The organism is Alphaproteobacteria bacterium LSUCC0684 (assembly GCA_041228335.1).
In the GTDB taxonomy this organism is placed as follows: Bacteria; Pseudomonadota; Alphaproteobacteria; order Puniceispirillales; family UBA1172.
This window is the reverse complement of the sequence record CP166130.1, coordinates 1,547,860-1,567,813: the sequence shown is the minus strand read 5'-3', so window position 1 is coordinate 1,567,813 and position 19,954 is coordinate 1,547,860. Positions and strand designations below refer to the sequence as shown.

At 59.1% G+C, this 19,954-nt stretch carries 20 protein-coding genes and 1 pseudogene; 16 read left to right on the top strand and 5 right to left on the bottom strand.

The genetic code is table 11. From position 1 onward, the window contains the following. A complete protein-coding gene (smpB, locus tag AB8880_07465; GenBank protein ID XDZ64765.1) occupies positions 1–462 on the top strand; it encodes an SsrA-binding protein SmpB in 462 nt (153 codons plus the stop codon). Here the strand turns inward: smpB and AB8880_07460 are convergent. Both AB8880_07460 and AB8880_07455 read right to left on the bottom strand, forming a co-directional pair. Further along, positions 456–1,118 (bottom strand): uracil-DNA glycosylase, encoded by a 663-nt coding sequence (locus AB8880_07460; protein ID XDZ64764.1) that lies wholly within the window; start codon positions 1,116–1,118, stop codon positions 456–458. The two genes, smpB and AB8880_07460, sit on opposite strands and share 7 nt — an antisense overlap. Next, positions 1,118–1,735, bottom strand: a complete 618-nt coding sequence (locus tag AB8880_07455) for an NYN domain-containing protein (protein XDZ64763.1) — start codon at positions 1,733–1,735, stop codon at positions 1,118–1,120. The genes AB8880_07460 and AB8880_07455 overlap by 1 nt, the downstream gene beginning before the upstream one ends. A 167-nt stretch (positions 1,736–1,902) precedes the next feature. Here AB8880_07455 and folK point away from each other — a divergent pair, with 167 nt between their 5' ends. From folK to parC, 11 genes and pseudogenes are all read left to right on the top strand, one after another. Beyond that, positions 1,903–2,421, top strand: a complete 519-nt coding sequence (gene folK / locus AB8880_07450) for a 2-amino-4-hydroxy-6-hydroxymethyldihydropteridine diphosphokinase (protein XDZ64762.1) — start codon at positions 1,903–1,905, stop codon at positions 2,419–2,421. Positions 2,422–2,589: 168 nt separating this feature from the next. Continuing rightward, positions 2,590–2,865: pseudogene (gene rpoZ, locus AB8880_07445) on the top strand (DNA-directed RNA polymerase subunit omega). A gap of 240 nt (positions 2,866–3,105) precedes the next feature. After that, the gene (locus AB8880_07440) at positions 3,106–5,229 is read left to right on the top strand and encodes a bifunctional (p)ppGpp synthetase/guanosine-3',5'-bis(diphosphate) 3'-pyrophosphohydrolase (protein ID XDZ64761.1); all 2,124 of its coding nucleotides are present in this window, start codon (positions 3,106–3,108) and stop codon (positions 5,227–5,229) included. Between the two features lie 29 nt (positions 5,230–5,258). Then, positions 5,259–5,795, top strand: coding sequence for a DUF2062 domain-containing protein (locus AB8880_07435; GenBank protein ID XDZ64760.1), 537 nt, complete (start codon positions 5,259–5,261; stop codon positions 5,793–5,795). Continuing rightward, positions 5,782–6,570, top strand: a complete 789-nt coding sequence (locus AB8880_07430; GenBank protein XDZ64759.1) for a pyridoxine 5'-phosphate synthase — start codon at positions 5,782–5,784, stop codon at positions 6,568–6,570. The genes AB8880_07435 and AB8880_07430 overlap by 14 nt, the downstream gene beginning before the upstream one ends. Continuing rightward, entirely contained in the window at positions 6,567–6,953 is a 387-nt protein-coding gene (acpS, locus tag AB8880_07425; GenBank protein XDZ64758.1) for a holo-ACP synthase, read from the top strand. Before AB8880_07430 ends, acpS begins: the two co-directional genes overlap by 4 nt. Before the next feature lie 11 nt (positions 6,954–6,964). Next, a complete protein-coding gene (gene lepB / locus AB8880_07420) occupies positions 6,965–7,717 on the top strand; it encodes a signal peptidase I (protein ID XDZ64757.1) in 753 nt (250 codons plus the stop codon). Next, positions 7,710–8,432 (top strand): ribonuclease III, encoded by a 723-nt coding sequence (rnc, locus tag AB8880_07415; GenBank protein XDZ64756.1) that lies wholly within the window; start codon positions 7,710–7,712, stop codon positions 8,430–8,432. The genes lepB and rnc overlap by 8 nt, the downstream gene beginning before the upstream one ends. Beyond that, a complete protein-coding gene (era, locus tag AB8880_07410; protein ID XDZ64755.1) occupies positions 8,429–9,322 on the top strand; it encodes a GTPase Era in 894 nt (297 codons plus the stop codon). Before rnc ends, era begins: the two co-directional genes overlap by 4 nt. 3 nt (positions 9,323–9,325) lie before the next feature. Further along, complete coding sequence (gene recO, locus AB8880_07405) at positions 9,326–10,096, top strand: DNA repair protein RecO (protein ID XDZ64754.1); 771 nt, start codon at positions 9,326–9,328, stop codon at positions 10,094–10,096. Between the two features lie 53 nt (positions 10,097–10,149). Next, on the top strand, positions 10,150–12,357 hold the full coding sequence (gene parC, locus AB8880_07400) for a DNA topoisomerase IV subunit A (GenBank protein XDZ64753.1): 2,208 nt from the start codon (positions 10,150–10,152) through the stop codon (positions 12,355–12,357). A gap of 2 nt (positions 12,358–12,359) precedes the next feature. Here the strand turns inward: parC and AB8880_07395 are convergent, their stop codons facing one another. Genes AB8880_07395 through hemB form a run of 3 tightly spaced genes read right to left on the bottom strand, consistent with a single transcriptional unit; the run spans position 12,360 to position 15,385 of the window. Beyond that, positions 12,360–13,097: an arginyltransferase gene (locus AB8880_07395; protein XDZ64752.1), complete on the bottom strand. Its 738-nt coding sequence runs from the start codon at positions 13,095–13,097 to the stop codon at positions 12,360–12,362. Between the two features lie 36 nt (positions 13,098–13,133). Further along, the gene (locus tag AB8880_07390; GenBank protein XDZ64751.1) at positions 13,134–14,357 is read right to left on the bottom strand and encodes a threonine ammonia-lyase; all 1,224 of its coding nucleotides are present in this window, start codon (positions 14,355–14,357) and stop codon (positions 13,134–13,136) included. 17 nt (positions 14,358–14,374) lie between these two features. Continuing rightward, positions 14,375–15,385: a porphobilinogen synthase gene (gene hemB / locus AB8880_07385; protein ID XDZ64750.1), complete on the bottom strand. Its 1,011-nt coding sequence runs from the start codon at positions 15,383–15,385 to the stop codon at positions 14,375–14,377. A gap of 138 nt (positions 15,386–15,523) precedes the next feature. Between hemB and AB8880_07380 the strand changes: the two genes are divergently transcribed. The 4 genes from AB8880_07380 to AB8880_07365 all read left to right on the top strand — a co-directional run bounded on the left by AB8880_07380 (position 15,524) and on the right by AB8880_07365 (position 19,928). Then, on the top strand, positions 15,524–16,597 hold the full coding sequence (locus AB8880_07380; protein ID XDZ64749.1) for an enoyl-CoA hydratase/isomerase family protein: 1,074 nt from the start codon (positions 15,524–15,526) through the stop codon (positions 16,595–16,597). Between the two features lie 8 nt (positions 16,598–16,605). Further along, positions 16,606–17,922 (top strand): proline--tRNA ligase, encoded by a 1,317-nt coding sequence (proS, locus tag AB8880_07375; GenBank protein XDZ64748.1) that lies wholly within the window; start codon positions 16,606–16,608, stop codon positions 17,920–17,922. Between the two features lie 67 nt (positions 17,923–17,989). After that, positions 17,990–19,207 carry a lipoprotein-releasing ABC transporter permease subunit gene (locus AB8880_07370; GenBank protein ID XDZ67044.1) on the top strand — a complete coding sequence of 406 codons (1,218 nt, stop codon included), beginning with the start codon at positions 17,990–17,992 and terminating at the stop codon, positions 19,205–19,207. Next, positions 19,200–19,928: an ABC transporter ATP-binding protein gene (locus tag AB8880_07365; protein XDZ64747.1), complete on the top strand. Its 729-nt coding sequence runs from the start codon at positions 19,200–19,202 to the stop codon at positions 19,926–19,928. The genes AB8880_07370 and AB8880_07365 overlap by 8 nt, the downstream gene beginning before the upstream one ends. Positions 19,929–19,954: the final 26 nt, after the last annotated feature.

Genomic DNA, 19,954 nt, shown 5'->3' with positions numbered 1-19,954 from the left:
ATGGCGGGGATAATCTCAACAGGCCGGGTGGCTGAAAATCGCAAGGCCCGGCACGAATACGACATCACGGAGACGATCGAGGCGGGGATGGTCCTTCTCGGCAGTGAGGTGAAATCCCTGCGCCGTGGCCGTGCCAGCATCGCCGAAGCCTATGCCGGCGAAGATAACGGCCGGATCGTCCTGATCAATGCCAATATCCCTGTCTATGAAGCTTCACGCGACAATCATGAGCCCAAGCGCAAGCGCCCGCTTCTGCTGAAACGCAAGGAAAATGACCGCTTGCTCGGCCTGATCAACAAGGATGGCATGACACTCGTGCCGCTGACCATCTATTTCAACGACCGGGGCATCGCCAAACTGAGCCTCGGCATCGCCAGGGGGCGCAAGAAACAGGACAAGCGCGAAGCCATCAAGAAACGTGACTGGGACCGCCAGAAAGCGCGGATACTCAAAAACTACTGATCGGCTAGCCCGGGAAGGCCGGCGGCCTGCGTTGCCTTTCGGAACACGTCACGGAACATCTCCGTGGTCAACCGCCCGGTCTGGGTGTTGTAGCGTGAGCAATGATATGACGCGACAAGCCTGATCCCGCCCGGAAGATCATGTTCCCGTGCATGACCGAAAGGATAGTCAGCCTCCCGCAGCCCGAGCGCCTTGAGTGCCGAGGCATGGCCGATCCGCCCAAGGGTGATGATGACCCTGATCTGCGTCATGGCGGCGATATCTTTGATGAGAAACTGCCGGCAGGTATTGATTTCAGCCCCGGTGGGCTTGTTCTGCGGCGGCACACAGCGAACCGCATTGACAATACGGATGGCGTTGAGCCGAACCCCGTCATCGGCACGCGCATCATACCTGCCGGAACTGAGGGCAAACTCATCCAGCATCTGATAGAGCAGATCACCGGCAAAATCGCCGGTAAAGGGACGTCCTGTCCGGTTGGCCCCGCGCATTCCCGGGGCAAGGCCGATCAGCATGATCGGCGCGTCCGTTGGCCCATAGCCATTGACCGGGCCGTTATGCCAGTCCGGATGGGCGGCGCGCGCCGCATCCAGATATTCGGCAAGCCGCGGGCAGAGCCGGCAGGTTTGATCACGGCGGGGTGGAGGCACAGCCATCAGAACCGTCGCCGGTCGTCCAGTACCTCGGCTTCATCATAGTCGTCGCCGTCGTCATCAATCCCGGAATAGTCATGATCCCGGGGCGGGCGAGAGATCAGGTCACGAAGCTCATTGGCATCGATGAAATCATCGGACTGGCGGCGCAGGGTATCGGCCATGAGCGGCGGCCGTGTCTTGACCGTCGAGACCACCGTAACCCGGATGCCGAGATTCTGCACTTCCTTGAGCAGGCGGCAGAAATCCCCATCGCCTGAAAACAGGATGGCGTGGTCGATATGCGGCGCAAGTTTCAGCATGTCGAGGGCAAGTTCCATATCCATATTGCCCTTGATGCGTTTGCGGCCGGTTTCGTTATCGGTGAATTCGCGTGTCTGCTTGGTTACCAGCGTGTAGCCATTATAGTCGAGCCAGTCGGAAAGTTTGCGGATCGGCGCGTAATCATCTCCATCAGGCAGGGCGGTATAATAATAGGTCCGGACCATGCGCCCGGTATTCCTGAGCAGCGTCAGCAGTTTTTCATAATCTACCTCGAAACCAAGCTGTTTGGTGGTGGCGTGAAAGTTCGAGCCGTCAATGAAGGCGGCGAAGCGATCGTTCTTCTGAATGGAAAACATGGAATGTCTATTTCTTTATTTAAGTTGATATCTATGGCTAAGGGGAGGGTGCTTGTATCCGGGTTGAATTTGCTGAATGACTTTTGAATGGTTGATTATGAATATAAATACAGTATACAAGCAGCCTTCTGTATAAGCCGCTGTGATCTTTTGATAACACTAGAATCATGAAAAATAAAGATAAAAATAAAGATACCTCCCGGATCTTCCTCGGCATCGGTGCCAATCTCACCCCGGATGGATTTTCCGGCCCGCGGGAAGGTTGCCTTGCTGCCATCGAAAGCCTGGCCGAAGACGGGATCCGCGTGGTGGCGCTTTCCCCCTGGTACAAGACCGCGCCCGTGCCTGTTTCAAGCCAGCCATGGTATCAGAATGCGGTGGTTGAAATCGACACCGACATGGCACCGGAAACCCTGCTTGCGGTGCTGCATGATCGGGAGGCCCGTTTCGGGCGTGTCCGGATGACCCGCAATGAAGCCCGGGTGCTCGATATCGACATCCTCGATTTCAGGGGGGAAGTGCGGGATGGCAATCTTGTTCTGCCGCATCCGCGCCTGCACCAGCGCGCCTTTGTGCTGTACCCGCTGGCGGATCTTGCGCCAGGCTGGCGGCATCCGGTCACGGGGGAGGAAATTGCCGGGCTGATCGATAATCTTGACCCGGAACAGGTGGCTGTCCTGGCCTGAAGCCATAGATGATGGCGCCGCTCTTTTATGCTCATCCATCCGGCGGCGGGCAGGCAAGTTGCCGCATAGAATGATGAAACCTCTTGTTTTTCCGTGCCATCGGGAGTATATCCCAAGGGATTGTGGCCTTTGCCACAGCCGAAATTTCACCAATGCTGGAGAGCGACCATGGCCCGTGTAACGGTTGAAGACTGTATTGAGAAAATTCCCAACCGGTTTGACCTTGTATTGACGGCGGCCCAGCGTGCGCGTGGCATCTCTTCGGGTGACCCGCTGACAATCGATCGCGACAACGACAAGAATCCCGTCGTTGCCTTGCGTGAGATTGCCGATGAGACGATCTCCATCGGCGACGTGAACAACGATCTGATCAGCAGCCTCCAGCGTCAGAGAATCCGCGAGGAAGAGCAATCCGCCCTCGATGAGGCCGCGAGCCTCGCGCAGGATGACATGGCCGCCTTCAACAGTGATTTCGGCGCCGACGCCATGGACGCTGAAGGCATGCAGGTCCCGGCTGATACGCTGGCTTCCCCGGTTGAAGATGACGGCTCTTTCGCCGATGAAGGATCTTTTGCCGATGAAGGTGACGCCGGCGACAACAGCGACGATCTCTGATCTGCCGAAACTTCAACGGCGTGAAATCTTCTTCCAGATCGGATCATTTTCTGCTGTTCTGGGTGTATCATGCTTGTTGAAACCGCAAAACATCTGACCGACCGCATCCGGGCCTATAATCCCGGCGTTGATGAAACGCTGGTCTCCCACGCCTATGACTTTGCCGAAAAGGCCCATCGCGGCCAGGTGCGGGCTTCGGGTGAGCCGTATTTCACCCATCCGCTTGAAGTTGCCCATATCCTTGCCGATATGCACCTTGATCAGGCGACGATAGTCACGGCATTGCTGCATGATGTGGTGGAGGATACGGGCGTATCCCTGACCGAGATCAGGGATCAGTTTACCGATGAAATCGCCCAGCTGGTGGATGGCGTCACCAAACTGACCCGGATTGAAATGCAGTCCGACAACCGGCAGGCGGAAAACTTCCGCAAACTGGTGCTGGCGATGAGTGAGGATATCCGCGTTCTGCTCGTCAAACTGGCGGACCGGACGCATAACATGCGCACCATCGACTATATCCCCAAGGCCGAAAAGCGCGAACGTATCGCCCAGGAAACCCTTTCCATTTTTGCGCCGCTCGCTGAACGGATCGGGATGACTCATTTCCAGCATGAACTCGAAGACCGGGCCTTTGCGGTGCTCAACCCGCAGATGCGGACCTCGATCATCTCCCGCCTCGATTACCTGACGTCCAAATCCGAGGATTTGATCAGCCGCATCTGCGATGAGCTCAACACAACCCTCTCCGACGAAGGGCTTGAGAGCACGATTTCCGGCCGCCACAAGACCGCCTATTCTATCTGGCGGAAAATGCAGCGCAAAAAGGTCGAGATGGAGGAGCTTTCCGATATCATGGCGTTTCGCATCATCGTTCCCGATGAAGCTGATTGCTATCTTGCCCTTGGCATCCTGCATCGCCGCTATCCGATGGTGATGGGCCGGTTCAAGGATTACATCTCAACCCCGAAACGCAACCGCTACCGGTCGCTTCATACGGGCATTATCGGGCCGCTCAAGAAAAAGATCGAATTGCAGATCAGGACCCCGGAAATGCACGAAGTCGCCGAACGGGGCGTGGCCGCACACTGGAGCTATAAATCCGATGGCCAGTCCATCCGCCGGAATGAAGTCGATCAGCTGAAATGGCTCAGCGATCTCATCCAGGTGCTGGAAAACACCGTCTCACCCGATGAGTTTCTTGAACACACCCAGATGGAAATGTACGCCGATCAGGTTTTCTGCTTCTCCCCCAAAGGGGCGCTGATCGGCCTGCCCAAAGGCGCAACGGCGGTGGATTTTGCCTATGCCGTGCATTCCGATATCGGCAATACCTGCGTCGGGGTGAAGATCAACGGCAAGATCCGCCAGCTTGCCACCGTGCTCGACAATGGCGATCAGGTTGAGATTCTCACCTCGGCCAACGCCACCCCCAAACCGGAATGGGAGAATTTCGTTCTGACCGGGCGGGCCAAGTCAGCCGTTCGCCGTTTCATGCGTGTTGAGCGGCAGAAGGAATTTGCCCAGCTCGGCAAGGCGCTGGTCACGAAAGTCTTTCGCCAGGCGAAGAGAAAACTCAGCAAAGATCAGCTGGTGCCGTGTCTGGCCTATTTCAATCTGCGCAGCGATGATGAACTTTATGCCCGCGTGGGTGAGGGGCTGATCAAGCCTGAAGACGTGCTCCGCTATTTTCATCCCCGCCTCAAGATTGCCGAAAAAAAGAAGGGCGGTACGGCAAACGGCAAGCCGACCCTCAACATCAAGGGGCTTATTCCCGGCATGGCCGTGCATCATGGCCGGTGCTGTCATCCGTTGCCGGGGGAAAGAATTGTCGGCATCGTCACCACCGGCAAAGGCATCACGGTACACCGGATGGATTGCCAGCATCTTGAAAATTTCCACAACATGCCGGAATTATGGGTGGATATCGAATGGCAGAGCGATACCCCCAATGTGGTGGCCGCCCGGGTTGAGGCCGTGATCTCGAATGAACCCGGGAGCCTTGCGGCGGTCTGCACGCTGATCAGCGAGCATGGCGGCAACATCACCAATATCCAGCTTGTATCCCGGAACATGGATTTCTTCACCTTCGTCACCGATATCGAGGTCAGCGATTTCAGGCACATGACCGCGATCATCGCCGCGATGCGGGCCAATCCCTTTATTGAATCCGTTGAAAGAGCCAAAGCCTGATGCTGTTCCGCCGCCGGTCTTCGAGCAAAATGGCCAAACTGCAGGCCTTTTTCTGGCCCGAAAAGGGATTCTGGCGCGGCTGGATGTATCTCATGTTTCGGGTCTTGCGGCTGCGCTCATCGGATTATTCGCTGGCCGCGGGGTTTGCCTGCGGGGTGTTCGTGTCCTTCACCCCCCTGATCGGGGCTCATTTCTTCATCGGCGCGGCGCTGGCCTGGCTGATCCGGGGCAATATCATCATGTCGATGATCGGCACCGCCATCGGCAACCCGTGGACATTTCCCCTGATCTGGACATTGATCTATCTTGTCGGATCGATGATCATGGGTGTTGAACCCGGCTCGCATGATCTTTCCAATCTCAGCTATCAGGTGTTCATGGATGCGCCGGGCACCGTCTTTTTCTCGATGATGGTGGGCGGCGTGGTCACCGGCTTTATTGCGGCGCTGATCTTCTTTATGCTTGGCTATATATTCGCCGGCAAGATCAGGGCCTGGCTTATCAAGCTCAAATGGCAGAGACTGCGGGATAAACAGCGCGGGAGAGAAGAAAATGACAACCAGTAACCCCGGCGGCGGGCATGACACGAAATCCCCCGGCTATCTGCGCCTTGGAGTGAATATCGATCACGTTGCAACGATACGCAACGCAAGGGGCGGAGCCCATCCGGATCCGGTATCCGCGGCCATCATCGCCGCCCGGGCCGGGGCGGACGGTATCACGGCGCATTTGCGCGAAGACCGGCGGCACATCCGCGATGATGATATCCGCCGCATCATGGACGCCACCGACAAGCCTCTTAATTTTGAAATGGCGGCGACGCCGGAAATGCTGGAAATCGCGCTTCGCCACCGCCCCAATGCCGCCTGTATCGTGCCCGAAAAGCGGGAGGAGATCACCACCGAAGGCGGGCTTGACGTCGTGGGGCAGAAAGACCGGCTTCGCGGCATGATCGCAACGCTGCGTGAGGCTGGGATCCGGGTGTCTCTTTTCATCGAGGCGGATCCGCATCAACTCGACACCGCCGCCGAGCTTGGCGCCGATATCGTTGAGATCCATACCGGGCGGTACTGCGATGAAACCGGCGCATCACGCCAGGCCGAACTTGCCCGCATCATCAGGGGTGTCAGCCATGCAGAAGCGCTGGGGCTTGAATGCCATGCCGGCCACGGCCTCGGCTACCAGACCGTCGGGCCGATTGCCGCCATACCTGCACTGGTGGAGCTGAATATCGGTCATTTCCTCATCGGTGAAGCGGTCATGACCGGCCTTGCCGAAGCGGTACGGGCCATGCGTGCCCATATGGATGAGGCCAGATATCCCGGGCAGGCCTCCTCATGATCTGCGGCATCGGCACGGATATCGTGGCCATTGACCGGGTTGACCGGTCTCTCGACAAATTCGGCGACCGTTTCATCCGCCGCATCTATACCGAAGCCGAGAGGGAGGAAGCCGGCAGGCGGGCCGGCAAGGCAAGGTTCTACGCGATGCGGTTTGCCGCCAAGGAAGCGGCGTGGAAAGCACTTTCGCCCGGCCGGACCAGCGGCATCGGCTGGCTTGATCTCGAAATTCGTTCCGCACCGGATGGGCAGCCATCGCTCGTTTTTCATGGCGCCGCGGCGGCGGTCTTCCGGCAGAAAGCTGGCCGGGACGGGCAGATCCATCTCTCCCTCAGCGACGATGGCGGAATGGCACTTGCTTTTGTGGTGCTTTCTAAGCCATAACAACCCTTTCCATGACCGAGTTGAACATGAATCCTGACAGCAAAAAAGAAAATTCCTTCCTTGAATTTTTCAAGACGGTTTTCTGGGCAATCGTCATCGCCCTTGTTTTCCGTTCCTTTCTTTTTGAGCCATTCAGCATCCCTTCCGGCTCGATGATCCCGACCCTCAAGGTTGGTGATTATCTTTTCGTGTCAAAATATTCCTACGGCTATTCGCGTTATTCCTTTCCCTTTGGCATTATTCCGTTTTCCGACCGCCTCTTTGGCCGCGAGCCCGAACGCGGCGACGTGATCGTCTTCCGCAAGCCAGGTGATGAAAGCATTGATTATATCAAGAGGCTTGTCGGCCTGCCGGGTGATGAAATCTACGTCCGGGAAGGCATTCTTCATATCAACGGCGCTCCGGTGACACGTCGGCTTGAGCCGGATATGCAAGGCGAACATATACCCTTCGGCCGCCCGGCCATCATCTATACCGAAACGCTTCCCGAAGGACGGGCGCATCTGATCCAGGAATACAGCGATAACGACCGGATGGATAATACCCCGCCGCGGGTTGTGCCGGACGGGCATTACTTCTTCATGGGCGACAATCGCGACAATTCCCGCGACAGCCGTGCCGAGGTCGGTTTTGTGCCGGCGGAAAATCTCGTTGGCCGCGCCGAATTTCTCTTCTTCTCGCATAATGGCAGGGCCAGTATTTTTGAAATCTGGAAATGGCCATCCGCCATCCGCTTTGGCCGGATAGGGATGAGCATTGACTGATCAGGGCAGCTCTTCGGTGGATAGAGCCGCCCCCGACCAGTTGGCCCCCGACCAGTTGGCTCTCGACCTGCTGATGGAGCGGCTGGGCTACCGCTTCGGGAACAGAGCTCTTCTGATCGAAGCGCTCACCCATCCCAGTTACACGGACGGCAGTGGCCGCATCCCCAACAACCAGCGGCTTGAATTCCTCGGGGATCGGGTGATCGGTCTGGTGATTGCCGATGCGCTTTTCACCGCCATGGCAGCGGAACGTGAAGGGCAGCTGACCCGGCGCTACGCGGATTGCGTGGAAAACAGCCGCCTTGCGCGCATCGCCCGTGATCTTGAAATCGGGCGTTTTCTGAAAGTTCAGCCCAATACAAATCTTGCGGAAACCGACAAGGTGCTGGCCGACGCGCTTGAGGCGGTGATCGGCGCGATCTGGCGTGATGGCGGGATGGAGGCCGCATCCGGGGTGATTGCGTCGATCTGGGGTGATATGATCACGGGCGAAGCCACGGTTGCAAAAGACAATAAGACACGGCTTCAGGAATATGCGCTTGATCGTAAAATGGGGCTGCCAAAATACGCGATCATTGACCGCACGGGGCCCGATCATGAACCGATATTCACGGTTTCGGTCACGCTGGGTGAAGCATCACTCACCGCCACCGGAATGTCGAAACGCAGCGCCGAACAGCAGGCCGCTGCCTTGATGCTGGAGAAAATCAGATGAGCCGTGCCGGTTTTGTTTCACTTATTGGCCCGCCGAATGCCGGCAAGTCCACCCTGATGAACCAGCTGGTCGGGCACAAGGTTTCCATCGTCACGCCCAAGGTGCAGACAACCCGGGCCCGTATCCGCGGGATTGCCATGCATGATGAGGCACAGATCATCTTCATCGACACGCCGGGCATCTTCAAGCCGAAACGGCGGCTGGACCGGGCCATGGTGAGCGCCGCCTGGCAGGGGGCCGGCGACAGCGATGTGGTGGTGCTGGTCCATGACTGCGCCCGGTCCCGCCTTGATGAGGATACGATCCGCATCCTGGACGGGCTGGCGGCAACCGAAACCGAAGCCGTGCTGGTGCTGAACAAGATCGATCTGGTCAGCCCTGAACGTCTGCTTGAGCGGGCAGCGGAAATCTCGGGCCGCATGGATTTTGTCAAGGTGTTCATGGTCTCGGCGGAAAAGGGTCGCGGCACCGGTGATTTTCTTGACTGGCTGGCCGGGCAGATGCCCGAAGGTCCGTATCTCTATGATCCCGAAGATCTTTCTGATCTGCCGCTCAGGTTGCTGGCGGCTGAAATCCTGCGCGAGAAACTCTTTCTCAACCTGCATGAAGAACTTCCCTATCAGCTCACCGTTGAGCCGGAAAGCTGGGTTGAACGTGACGATGGCAGCGCCGAAGTGCGGTGTTCGATCTATGTCAGCCGCGAAGGCCACCGGGGAATCATCCTTGGCCGCGGCGGCAAGACCATCGGGCGGATCGGGCGCCAGGCGCGGGAGGAACTCGAAGAGGTGCTTGACCGGCGCGTGCATCTCTTCACCCATGTCAAATATCGCAAAGACTGGATGAACGATCCCGCCCGCTATCGCGACTGGGATCTGGATTTCAACGCCTGACCGATGCCGGAATGGGATGACACAGCGCTGATCCTTTCGGTGCGCCCACATGGGGAATCGTCCAGCATCGTCAATCTCATGACCCGTCATCACGGCCGTCATGCCGGGCTTGTCCGTGGCGGGCAGTCGCGCAGCCAGCGCGGCGTGCTTCAGCCCGGGAACGAGGTTGAGGCTTCCTGGCGCGCCCGCCTGGCGGAACATCTCGGCAGCGTCACGGTTGAGATCAGCCGCCCCAATGCTTCCGCTGTTCTCGATCAGCCGATCTGTCTTGCCGGCCTCGCTTCAGCCTGCGCGGTCCTTGAAGGATGCCTGCCGGAGCGTGAGCCGCATCCGGGGGTTTTCGATGCCACCACCGCGCTCTTTGGTCTGGTGACAAGCGAAGCCGATGCCGAAATCTGGCTTGCGGCCTATATTCGCTGGGAAATCGCCATGCTTGACGTCGCCGGTTACGCGCTTGATCTGGGCCGTTGCGGGGTGACGGGGGAAAGGGAGGGTCTTGCCTATGTCAGCCCGCGCACCGGCGTCGCCGTCACCAGCCATGCGGCCGGGCTGCATAAACCGAAGCTTCTGGCCCTGCCCCGGTTTCTTGGCGGTATGCCCGGGGATGGCGACGACCACGCGCTTGCGCAGGACCTGCTTGACGGAATGCGCCTGACGCGGCATTTTCTGGAACGCAAGGTTTTCGGCCTGCACCATCTGCCCTTGCCGGCGCCGAGGCAGCGTCTGGATGATCTTGTTCAGCGCCGCTTTGCCCCGTCATCGGACACCACCTGACGGGCAATCGGTGGCTGGCATCGGCGGTCAAACTGGAATAAAGATGAGCAATCATGAGTGATACGTCCACAGGCTTTATCAAGGCGGAATTCGCCGAGGCGCTGAGCCAGCGATATCTGGCATATGCGCTTTCCACGATCACCTCCCGGTCCCTTCCCGATGTGCGGGACGGGCTCAAGCCCGTGCATCGCCGCCTTCTTTATGCCATGCGGCAGCTGAAACTCGATCCCGATCAGGGCTACAAGAAATCAGCCCGGGTGGTGGGGGATGTGATGGGTAAGTTTCATCCCCATGGTGACGCCGCCATCTATGATGCCATGGTCAGGCTGGCGCAGGATTTCGCGATGCGCTATCCGCTTGTCGACGGGCAGGGGAATTTCGGCAATATCGACGGCGATAATGCCGCCGCCATGCGCTACACCGAAGCGCGGATGTCCGATGTTGCCCGTCTTCTTCTTGACGGCATTGATGAAGACGCGGTGGATTTCCGCCCCACCTATGATGGTGAAAGCGATGAGCCGGTTATCCTGCCGGCGGCTTTCCCCAATCTTCTTGCCAACGGCGCCCAGGGAATCGCGGTGGGGATGGCAACGTCGATCCCGCCCCATAATATCCTTGAGCTTTGCGATGCGCTTTTGCATCTCGTCAAGACGCCTGGCGCCACCCATGAGAAGATCGCAGCTTACGTCAAGGGCCCCGATTTCCCCACCGGCGGCGTGCTGGTTGAAGACCCGGCCTCGATTGCTGAAGCCTATCAGACCGGCCGCGGCGCCTTCCGCGTTCGTGCCGAATGGATGGTGGAAAAGGAAAAGGGCGGCGGCTGGCGGATTGTCATCACCGCTATTCCCTATCAGGTGCAGAAATCCCGGCTGATTGAAAAAATGGCGGATCTGCTGCAGTCAAAGAAACTTCCTGTTCTGGCGGATATCCGGGATGAATCGGCCGAAGACCTGCGTCTTGTGCTGGAGCCGAAATCCCGCCGGCTTGAACCGGCCATGGTCATGGAAAGCCTGTTCCGGATGACCGATCTTGAAACCCGGGTGCCGCTCAACCTCAATGTGCTGGATTCCTCCGGCACGCCGGGGGTTTTGTCGCTGAAGGATGCGCTTCTTGAGTGGATTGATCACCGGCTGGTGGTGCTTCGGCGGCGGTCCCGTCATCGGCTGGAGCGGATTGGGCATCGCCTTGATGTGCTGGGCGGATATCTTGTTGTCTACCTCAATCTTGATGAGGTTATTGCCATCATCCGCGAGGAGGATCAGCCGAAGCCGCGACTGATGGAGCGTTTCGGGCTCAATGAAAATCAGGCCAACGCCATCCTTGATATGCGTCTTCGTTCATTGCGGCGTCTCGAAGAAATGGAAATCCGCGAGGAACGTGACCGCCTCACCGCTGAACAGGAAAATCTCAACGCTCTTCTTGGCGATGAGGCCGCCCAGCGCAACGCCATTTCCGATGATATCAAGGCGCTCAGGACCTCTTTTGCCCGTACCGACGCGCGCAAGACCCGCCTCGATACCCTGCCGGAGATTACGGGCGATCCGCTGGAGATTCTGGTAGAAAAGGAGCCGGTCACCATCGTCTGTTCCGCCAAGGGGTGGATACGGGCGATCAAGGGGCATCTTGCCGCCGATGCCGAGGTCAAGTTCAAGGAAGGGGACGGCCCTGCGTTCATGGTCCATGCCGAGACCACCGACCGCATCGTCCTGGCCGCGGATAACGGGCGTTTCTATACGCTCAACGTCGATCGGCTTCCCGGTGGCCGCGGCTTTGGTGAGCCGGTCTCCCTCATGGTTGAACTTGGCCCGGATACAAGCATCATCAATATCTTTCCCGCCCGGGCCGGCCGCATTCTTGTGGCGTCGGATGAGGGCCATGGCTTTGTCGCGGATCTTGAAAGCGTCACCGCCCAGACCCGCAACGGCAAACAGGTCATGACCCTCGGCGATGGCACCCGCACATTGGTGGCGCGCCTCGTTGAGGGGGATATGGTGGCGACGGTGGGCACGAACCGCAAGATGCTTGTCTTCCCGCTGGCCGAACTTCCTGAAATGGGCCGCGGCCGCGGCGTTATCCTGCAGCGGTTCCGTGAAGGTTCACTGGCCGATGCAAAGACGTTCCTGCGCGATGAAGGTCTCTCATGGGTGCAGTCCGGCGGCCGCATCCGGTCCGAAAAGGATACATCCCCCTGGATGGGCAAGCGCGGGTCGGCAGGCCGCCTTGCCCCGACCGGTTTCCCCCGCCCCGCGAGATTTACCTGATCTCAGTTCCCGAGCGGTGTCCATCTTCCGGCAACCAGCACTTCCGCCGGGGCGAATCTGGCCTTGTAGGTCATCTTCTGCGACGCCGCGATATAATAGCCGAGATAGAGATGATCAAGCCCCATCTCCCAGGCCAGCGCGGCGGCGTCAAGCACCATGAACGTGCCGGGGGAACGATGGTCCTCGCCGGGATCAAAGAAACTGTAGACAGCGCTCAGCCCGTCGTCCTGAATATCGATCAGGATGACGCCGATCAGCCGGTCTTCGGCCCGGTATTCGACCAGAACCGTCTCGATCGGGCTTGAGGCGATCATGGCGGTGTAACTGTCTTCATCCATCTCCGCCATCTGGCCATCGGCATGGCGCGATGCCAGGTACTGACGGAAGAGCTCATAATGATCGTCCCGGCTGAAATTCGGCAGAATGCGGCGGCCCAGATCACTGTTCCGGGCCATGACGCGTTTCTGGTTACGGCTGAGCCTCAAGTCGCCATCCACGCCATTTCCGGCAGGGATGCGAATGGGCAGGCATTCCCGGCATCCCTGGCATACCGGCTTATAGACCCAGTTTTCCACCCGCCGGAATCCGGCTCGTGCAAGAACATCATGTTTCTCTGGATGGCGGCTGAGATCGGTTGCCAGCCGTTGCTCGGTCCGGCCATCAAGATAGGGGCAGGAAGATGGCCGGGTGATCTGAAACTCGGTCGGGTCACTGAAGATGAGATTGCGAAATTGGTTCATCCTGTGCGTTCCCGTTTCCCCGTTTGTCCCTGAAGATCAGATCTGCTGTTCGGTATCGGAAAGAACAGTAACCCGGAAACCACGCTTTTCAAGGGCGGAAATGATTTCATTGACATGCTCGCGGCCTCTTGTCTCTACAACGGCATCGATCTTGGCAAGTTTAGCCGGCACATCATGAAACATGCGCTGGTGGAAGATTTCGACGATATTCCCCTTGCACTCGCCGATCGCCGTGGCAATCGATGCCAGCATGCCTGGCTCGTCGCTGATATCGATCCGGAGGCGGGCGATTCTTCCGTCCTTGGCCATGGAACGGGTCAGCACGCCAGCCAAGAGGCGCGGGTCGATATTCCCGCCGCAGATCACAACGCCGCATTTCTGGCCTGTAAACACCTCCCTGTGCTGGAGGAGGGCGGCAATTCCTGCCGCGCCGGCGCCTTCGGCAATGATACGCTGCTGCTCGACAAGGGCACTGATGGCGCGCTCGATATGGTCTTCATCCACCAGCAGGATTTCATCCACCAGGTTTTCGACCACCGGTCTGGTCAGATCGCCCGGATGCTTGACGGCAATCCCCTCGGCGATGGTCTCGCCACCGGCGGTGGAACTTGTGCGTGAAATCATCTGCGACATGGTGGGCCACAACGCCGCCTCGACCCCGACAAGCCTGATATCAGGCTTGATATCCTTGGCGATGGTGGCAATGCCTGCCATCAGCCCGCCGCCGCCGATGGGCACGATGATCGTGTCCAGATCAGGGGCATCTTCGAGCATCTCGAGCCCGACCGATCCCTGGCCGGTGGCCACGTCTTCATCATTATACGGATGGACAAGGGTCATGCCGCGCTCGCGGATGATCTCCTCGACCTTGCCTTCGCATTCATTGAGGTTCCGGCCCTCAAGCACCACCTCCGCTCCCCAGGCGCGGGTGCGGTTGATCTTGGCAAATGGCGTCTGCGCCGGCATCACGATCACCGCCGGTATGCCCATCCGGCTGGCGTGATAGGCCACCGCCTGGGCATGGTTTCCCGCCGACATGGTGATGACGCCGCGGCGCTTCTCGTCATCGCTCAGCGTCTGCATCTTGGTAAACGCGCCCCGCGCCTTGAATGAGGATGTATGCTGGAGGTCTTCCAGTTTGAGCCAGAGATCAATCCCGGTCAGGAGCGACAGGCCCGGCGCCGGCACAAGAGGCGTGCGGATGATGTGCCCGTCCATGGCGGCATGGGCTTTGCAGATATTCTCAGGCGTGATGGTCATGGATAGGTGTTTCTTCGCTAGGTGTTCAGGCGCCGGGCCATTTCTTTGGCATGATAGGTCAGCACGCCGCGGCATCCCGCCCGGCGGAAGGACATGAGCGCCTCGGCGATGATACGGTCACGATCAAGTCCTCCGGCAGCGGCGGCAGCTTCGATCATGGCGTATTCCCCGCTGACCTGATAGGCGAATACCGGGATATTGAACATGGAACTCGCCCGCTGAATGATATCGAGATACGGCATGCCCGGTTTGACCATGACAAAATCCGCCCCTTCCTGAATATCAAGCTCGATCTCGCGCATGGCTTCATCGCTGTTGGCCGGGTCCATCTGATAGGTGTCCTTGCCGACATTGCCGGCGATCTTGCCGGCGCCGACGGCATCACGGAAAGGCCCGTAGAACGCCGAGGCATATTTCGCGGCATAGGACATGATCAGCACATTCTCATACCCGTGGGAATCGAGCATCTTGCGGATGGCGCCGACCCGGCCATCCATCATGTCGGAAGGTGCGATGATACTGGCCCCGGCTTCAGCCTGCACCAGCGCCTGTTCGACCAGAATGGCGACGGTTTCATCATTGGTGACCATGCCGTCCCGGATCACGCCGTCATGGCCGTGGGTGGTAAAGGGATCAAGCGCCACATCGGTGATGATACCCAGTTCCGGCACCGCCTCACGCACGGCCCGCACGGCGCGGCAAACAAGATTATCGCGGTTGCGGGCGTTGCTGCCGTCCTCGTCCTTGTCGGCGGCATCGATACGCGGGAAGATCGCGATGGCGGGAATCCCCAGATCATGGGCCTCTCTTGCCTCTTTCGCCAGATCTTCGATACTGTACCTGAACACGCCGGGAAGGGTTTTCACCGCTTCAGGCGGGCCATCTCCCTCACGCACGAAAAGAGGCCAGATCAGATTGGCCGGGGTCAGCACATGCTCCTGCACCATCTGGCGTGACCAGGGGTTGAGGCGCGCGCGCCGAAGGCGGATGGACGGGAAATGTCCGGGTGAAATAATGGTCCTGTTCATGCCATTATTTTGGCATATCCTCTTGAGATGTTGCAAACAGGAAAATATCAGCCGCCAGGGGGCAAGTTGACGCGTGGCTCCACCCTTTGCACTTGTGCCCAAATACAGTATAGGAGGGCTATGCGTAGAGACGAGACCATGCCAGCACCCCATGTGATCATCGATCAGCAGGAAACAGCCGGGCGGATCATCCTTTCACGGCCCGAAGCGCTCAATGCCGTTTCGAGGGAAATGTGCGATCTCATCATCGCGGCTTTGCTTGCCTGGGCGGATGATGAGGCCATTGACCGCGTCGTGATCACGGCGGCCCCCGGCCGGGCGTTCTGCGCAGGCGGGGATGTTCGCTCGATCATCCCGCTGATTGAGAAGAACCCGGAACTCGGTGATGCCTATTTCGCCACCGAATACACCCTCGATGTTCTCATCGCCGCCTTTCCCAAACCCGTGATCACCATCGCAGACGGGCTCACCATGGGGGGAGGGGCAGGTCTGCTGGTCAATGCGTCGCATCCGGTCATCACCGATGCCATGGATTTTTCCATGCCGGAGACGGCGATCGGTCTTTTCCCTGATGTCGGTGCATCCCTGTTCTATCGCCGCCCGCCTGGCGCTGCCGGTCTTTTTCTGGGCATGACCGGATGGCGGATTGGCGCCGGCGACATGATCGCGCTCGGGATTGTGCCCCAGGCTGTTTCCGCCGCTGATCTGGAGGCAGTGCTGGCGGCGGTTCTGTCCTGCCCCGCCGATGCCATCACCGAAACCCTCACCGGGGTTGAGCTTGCGCCAGGGCAAACGCCGGTCGCGGATGCGGCGGGGTGGATCGATCAGCATTTCAGCAAGGCGGATCCGGTGGTGATTCGCGCGAGCCTTGAAGGCGATGATCACCCTTTCGCGGAACGGGCGCGCCAGGCGCTTGATACCCGTTGCCCGCTCTCGATTGCACTGACCCATCGGTTGCTGACCGATCCTGCGCTCTGTGCGCGCGATATCGTTGATGCCATTCGCCTTGATTACCGGCTTGCCTGCCGGATGCTGCGGCACCCGGATTTCATCAGCGGTGTTCGCGCCGTGCTGATCGACAAGCATAATCAGCCTTTATGGCAGCCTTCCACACTCGATGGCGTGACCAACGCGATGGTTGACGCTATAGTATCGCCTGAAGACAGCCCCCAACTTCCCCTTCCCGAACGGGTTGGGCCCATCACTCTTTGAGGAAACCCATGCGCCTGAGCAGATATTTCATCCCCGTACTGAAAGAAACGCCGAAGGAAGCCCAGATCGTGTCGCATCGCCTGATGCTGCGGGCAGGGATGATCCAGCAATCCAGCGCCGGGATCTATTCCTGGTTGCCGATGGGGCTCAAGGTCATGCGCAAGATCGAGCAGATTGTCCGCGAAGAACAGAATCGCGCCGGCGCCAATGAAATCCTGATGCCGACGATTCAGCCGGCGGAACTCTGGCAGGAATCCGGCCGCTATGAGGATTACGGGCTTGAGATGCTGCGGATCCAGGACCGCCATGAGCGCGACATGCTCTACGGTCCCACCAACGAAGAGCAGGTCACGGATATCTTCCGGACCCATGTCAAAAGCTATCGTGCGCTGCCGATGAACCTCTATCATATCCAGTGGAAATTCCGTGATGAGGTCCGGCCCCGTTTCGGGATCATGCGAGGGCGTGAATTCCTCATGAAGGACGCCTATTCCTTTGCCCTTGATGCCGAAACCGCCCGGGCAGAATACAACAAGATGTTCATCTCCTATCTGTTGACCTTCCAGCGTCTCGGGCTGACGGCCATCCCCATGGAAGCCGATACCGGGCCGATCGGCGGCGACATGAGCCATGAATTCATCATCCTTGCCGAAACAGGGGAAAGCGAGGTCTTCTGCCATCGGGACTGGATCGGCCGCAGCCTTGATGCCGGTGATGTCGATTACGAGGCGGATCTCCAGCCCCTTGTCGACGGGTTTACCAATCTCTATGCCGCGACCGATGAAAAGCACGATGCCGCCACGTCAGGTGTTGCCGCCGAAGATCTCATCACCACCCGCGGGATCGAAGTCGGCCATATCTTTTATTTCGGCACCAAATATTCCGCGCCGATGGGGGCCTCGGTGGCCGATGAAACCGGTGCCATGCGTGATGTTCATATGGGATCTTACGGGATTGGCGTCTCGCGTCTCGTTGGCGCGATCATCGAAGCCTGCCATGACGACGCCGGCATCATCTGGCCTGAGAGCGTGGCCCCGTTCGATATTGCCATCGTCAACCTGAAGCCCGGCGATGCGAGCTGCGATGCCATGGCCGGTGATCTCTACGACAAACTGATGGCCGCGGGCCGGGATGTGCTTCTTGATGATACCGCCGATCGTCCCGGCGCCAAAATGGCCAGCATGGATCTCATCGGTATTCCCCATCAGGTGATAATTGGCCCGCGAATTGCAGCCGAAGGTCAGGTGGAATGGAAGCAGCGCCGTTCCGGTGAGACCCGGAAGGTCACCCCGGAAGAGGCGCTAAATGCTCTTCTGGCCATGTAATTAATGCCCTTATGCTGAGGTAGACGGCGTGTTCGGATTATTCACCCAAGTTGAGCGGCTTCTGGCAATGCGCTACATGCGCTCGCGCCGGTCGGAAGGGTTCATTTCCGTCATTGCCTGGTTCTCGCTTCTCGGCATCGCCCTCGGGGTTGCTACGCTGATCATCGTCATGTCCGTGATGAACGGGTTCAGGGCTGAGCTGATCGGCCGGATTCTCGGGCTCAACGGGCATCTTGCGGTCTACTCGACCGATGGCCGCGGGATCAGGGATTATGATGCGCTTTCGGTCCGCATCGCCGGCATCCCCGGTATCATCGCCGTGACCCCGCAGATCGAGGGTCAGGTCATGGTGGCAAGCCAGGGGCAGACGTCCGGTGCGGTGGTGCGCGGGGTCAGGTGGGCGGATCTTGCCGCCCGCAGGCCGTTATGGGATTCCCTTGATGAGAAGACAATCGAGCGGTTCCGCGAAGGTGAGCAGCTTCTTCTCGGTCATCGTCTTGCGCGCAGCCTTGGCGTCAAGCAGGGGGACAGCATCACGCTGGTGGGCGCCCGGGGCAGGTCGACGCCGTTTGGCACCCTGCCGCAGCGCCGCACCTTCAAGATCGCCGGGGTGTTCGATGTCGGGATGTTTGAATACGACAAGGGGTTTGTCTTCATGCCGCTGGCCTCCGCCCAGGCGTTTTTCGGCAGTGACCAGCGGGTCACGGGGCTTGAGATCTACGCCGCCGATCTGGCCCGCACCGATGGCATAAGAATAAATCTTGAACAGACCACGCCCAAGGAGCTTCAGGTGAACGACTGGCGGGATCGCAACCGGAGTTTCATCAATGCGCTGGTGGTGGAACGCAACGTGATGTTCCTGATCCTGACGCTGATCATTCTGGTGGCGGCGTTCAATATCATCTCGTCCATGATCATGCTGGTCCGTTCCAAGAACAGCGATATTGCGGTTCTGCGGGCAATGGGGGCAACCGGAGGCGGGATCATGCGGGTGTTTTTCATGACCGGGGCGAGTATCGGGGTTGTCGGCACCACGGCAGGAACCGTGCTCGGGCTTGGTTTCTGCTGGAATATAGAGCGGATTCGCGCCCTTCTTGAAAGCCTGACCGGCACCGAGCTTTTCGCCGCCGAGATTTATTTTCTCTCAACCCTGCCCGCCAAGGTGGACCCGAATGAGGTGCTGATGATCGTGCTGATGGCGCTTGGTCTTTCCTTTCTTGCCAGCGTCTATCCGGCCTGGCGGGCGTCGCGGATCGCCCCGGCGGAGGCCTTGAGATATGAATAAAGCCGTGACCGACAATGCGCGCAGCAGCGCGCTGGTGCTGAACGGGATCGAAAAATCCTTTGCCCAGGGTGCGCAAGGCGGGTCTATGGGGAAAAACCGGCTGCATGTGCTCAATGGGGCCAGTCTGGCGATTCAGCCGGGTGAGATGGTTGCTCTGGTCGGCCCCAGCGGTTCCGGCAAATCGACGCTTCTCAATATTGCCGGCCTTCTTGAAAATCCCGACAGCGGCACGGTGATGGTGGACGGCAAGGCCACCGCGCGCCTCAGGGAAAGGGAGCGCGCCGCCCTGAGGCGACAGAAGATCGGTTTCGTCTTTCAGTTTCACCGCCTTCTGCCGGAATTCTCGGCCTTTGAAAACATCCTCATCCCGCAGATGCTGGCCGGGTTGTCGCGACGGGAGGCCTCGATGAGGGCAGAGCAGCTTCTCGCGCTGGTCGGGCTTGCGGAGCGGCGTGACCATCGCCCGGGCCAGCTTTCCGGCGGGGAGCAGCAGCGTGTCGCCATCGCAAGAGCGGTGTCGAATGCGCCGAGCGTTCTGCTTGCTGATGAGCCCACCGGCAATCTTGACCCGGAAACCGCCCGGGAAGTGTTCCGGCATCTGGCCGCCATCATCCGGCAGACGAAAACCGCGGCACTCATCGTCACCCATAATACCGAACTTGCCGCCAGCATGGACAGGGTGCTGATGATTCGTGGCGGCGCCCTTTCCGAGCATCGCTGATCGGGACAGGATTTCCGGCGCAAGGC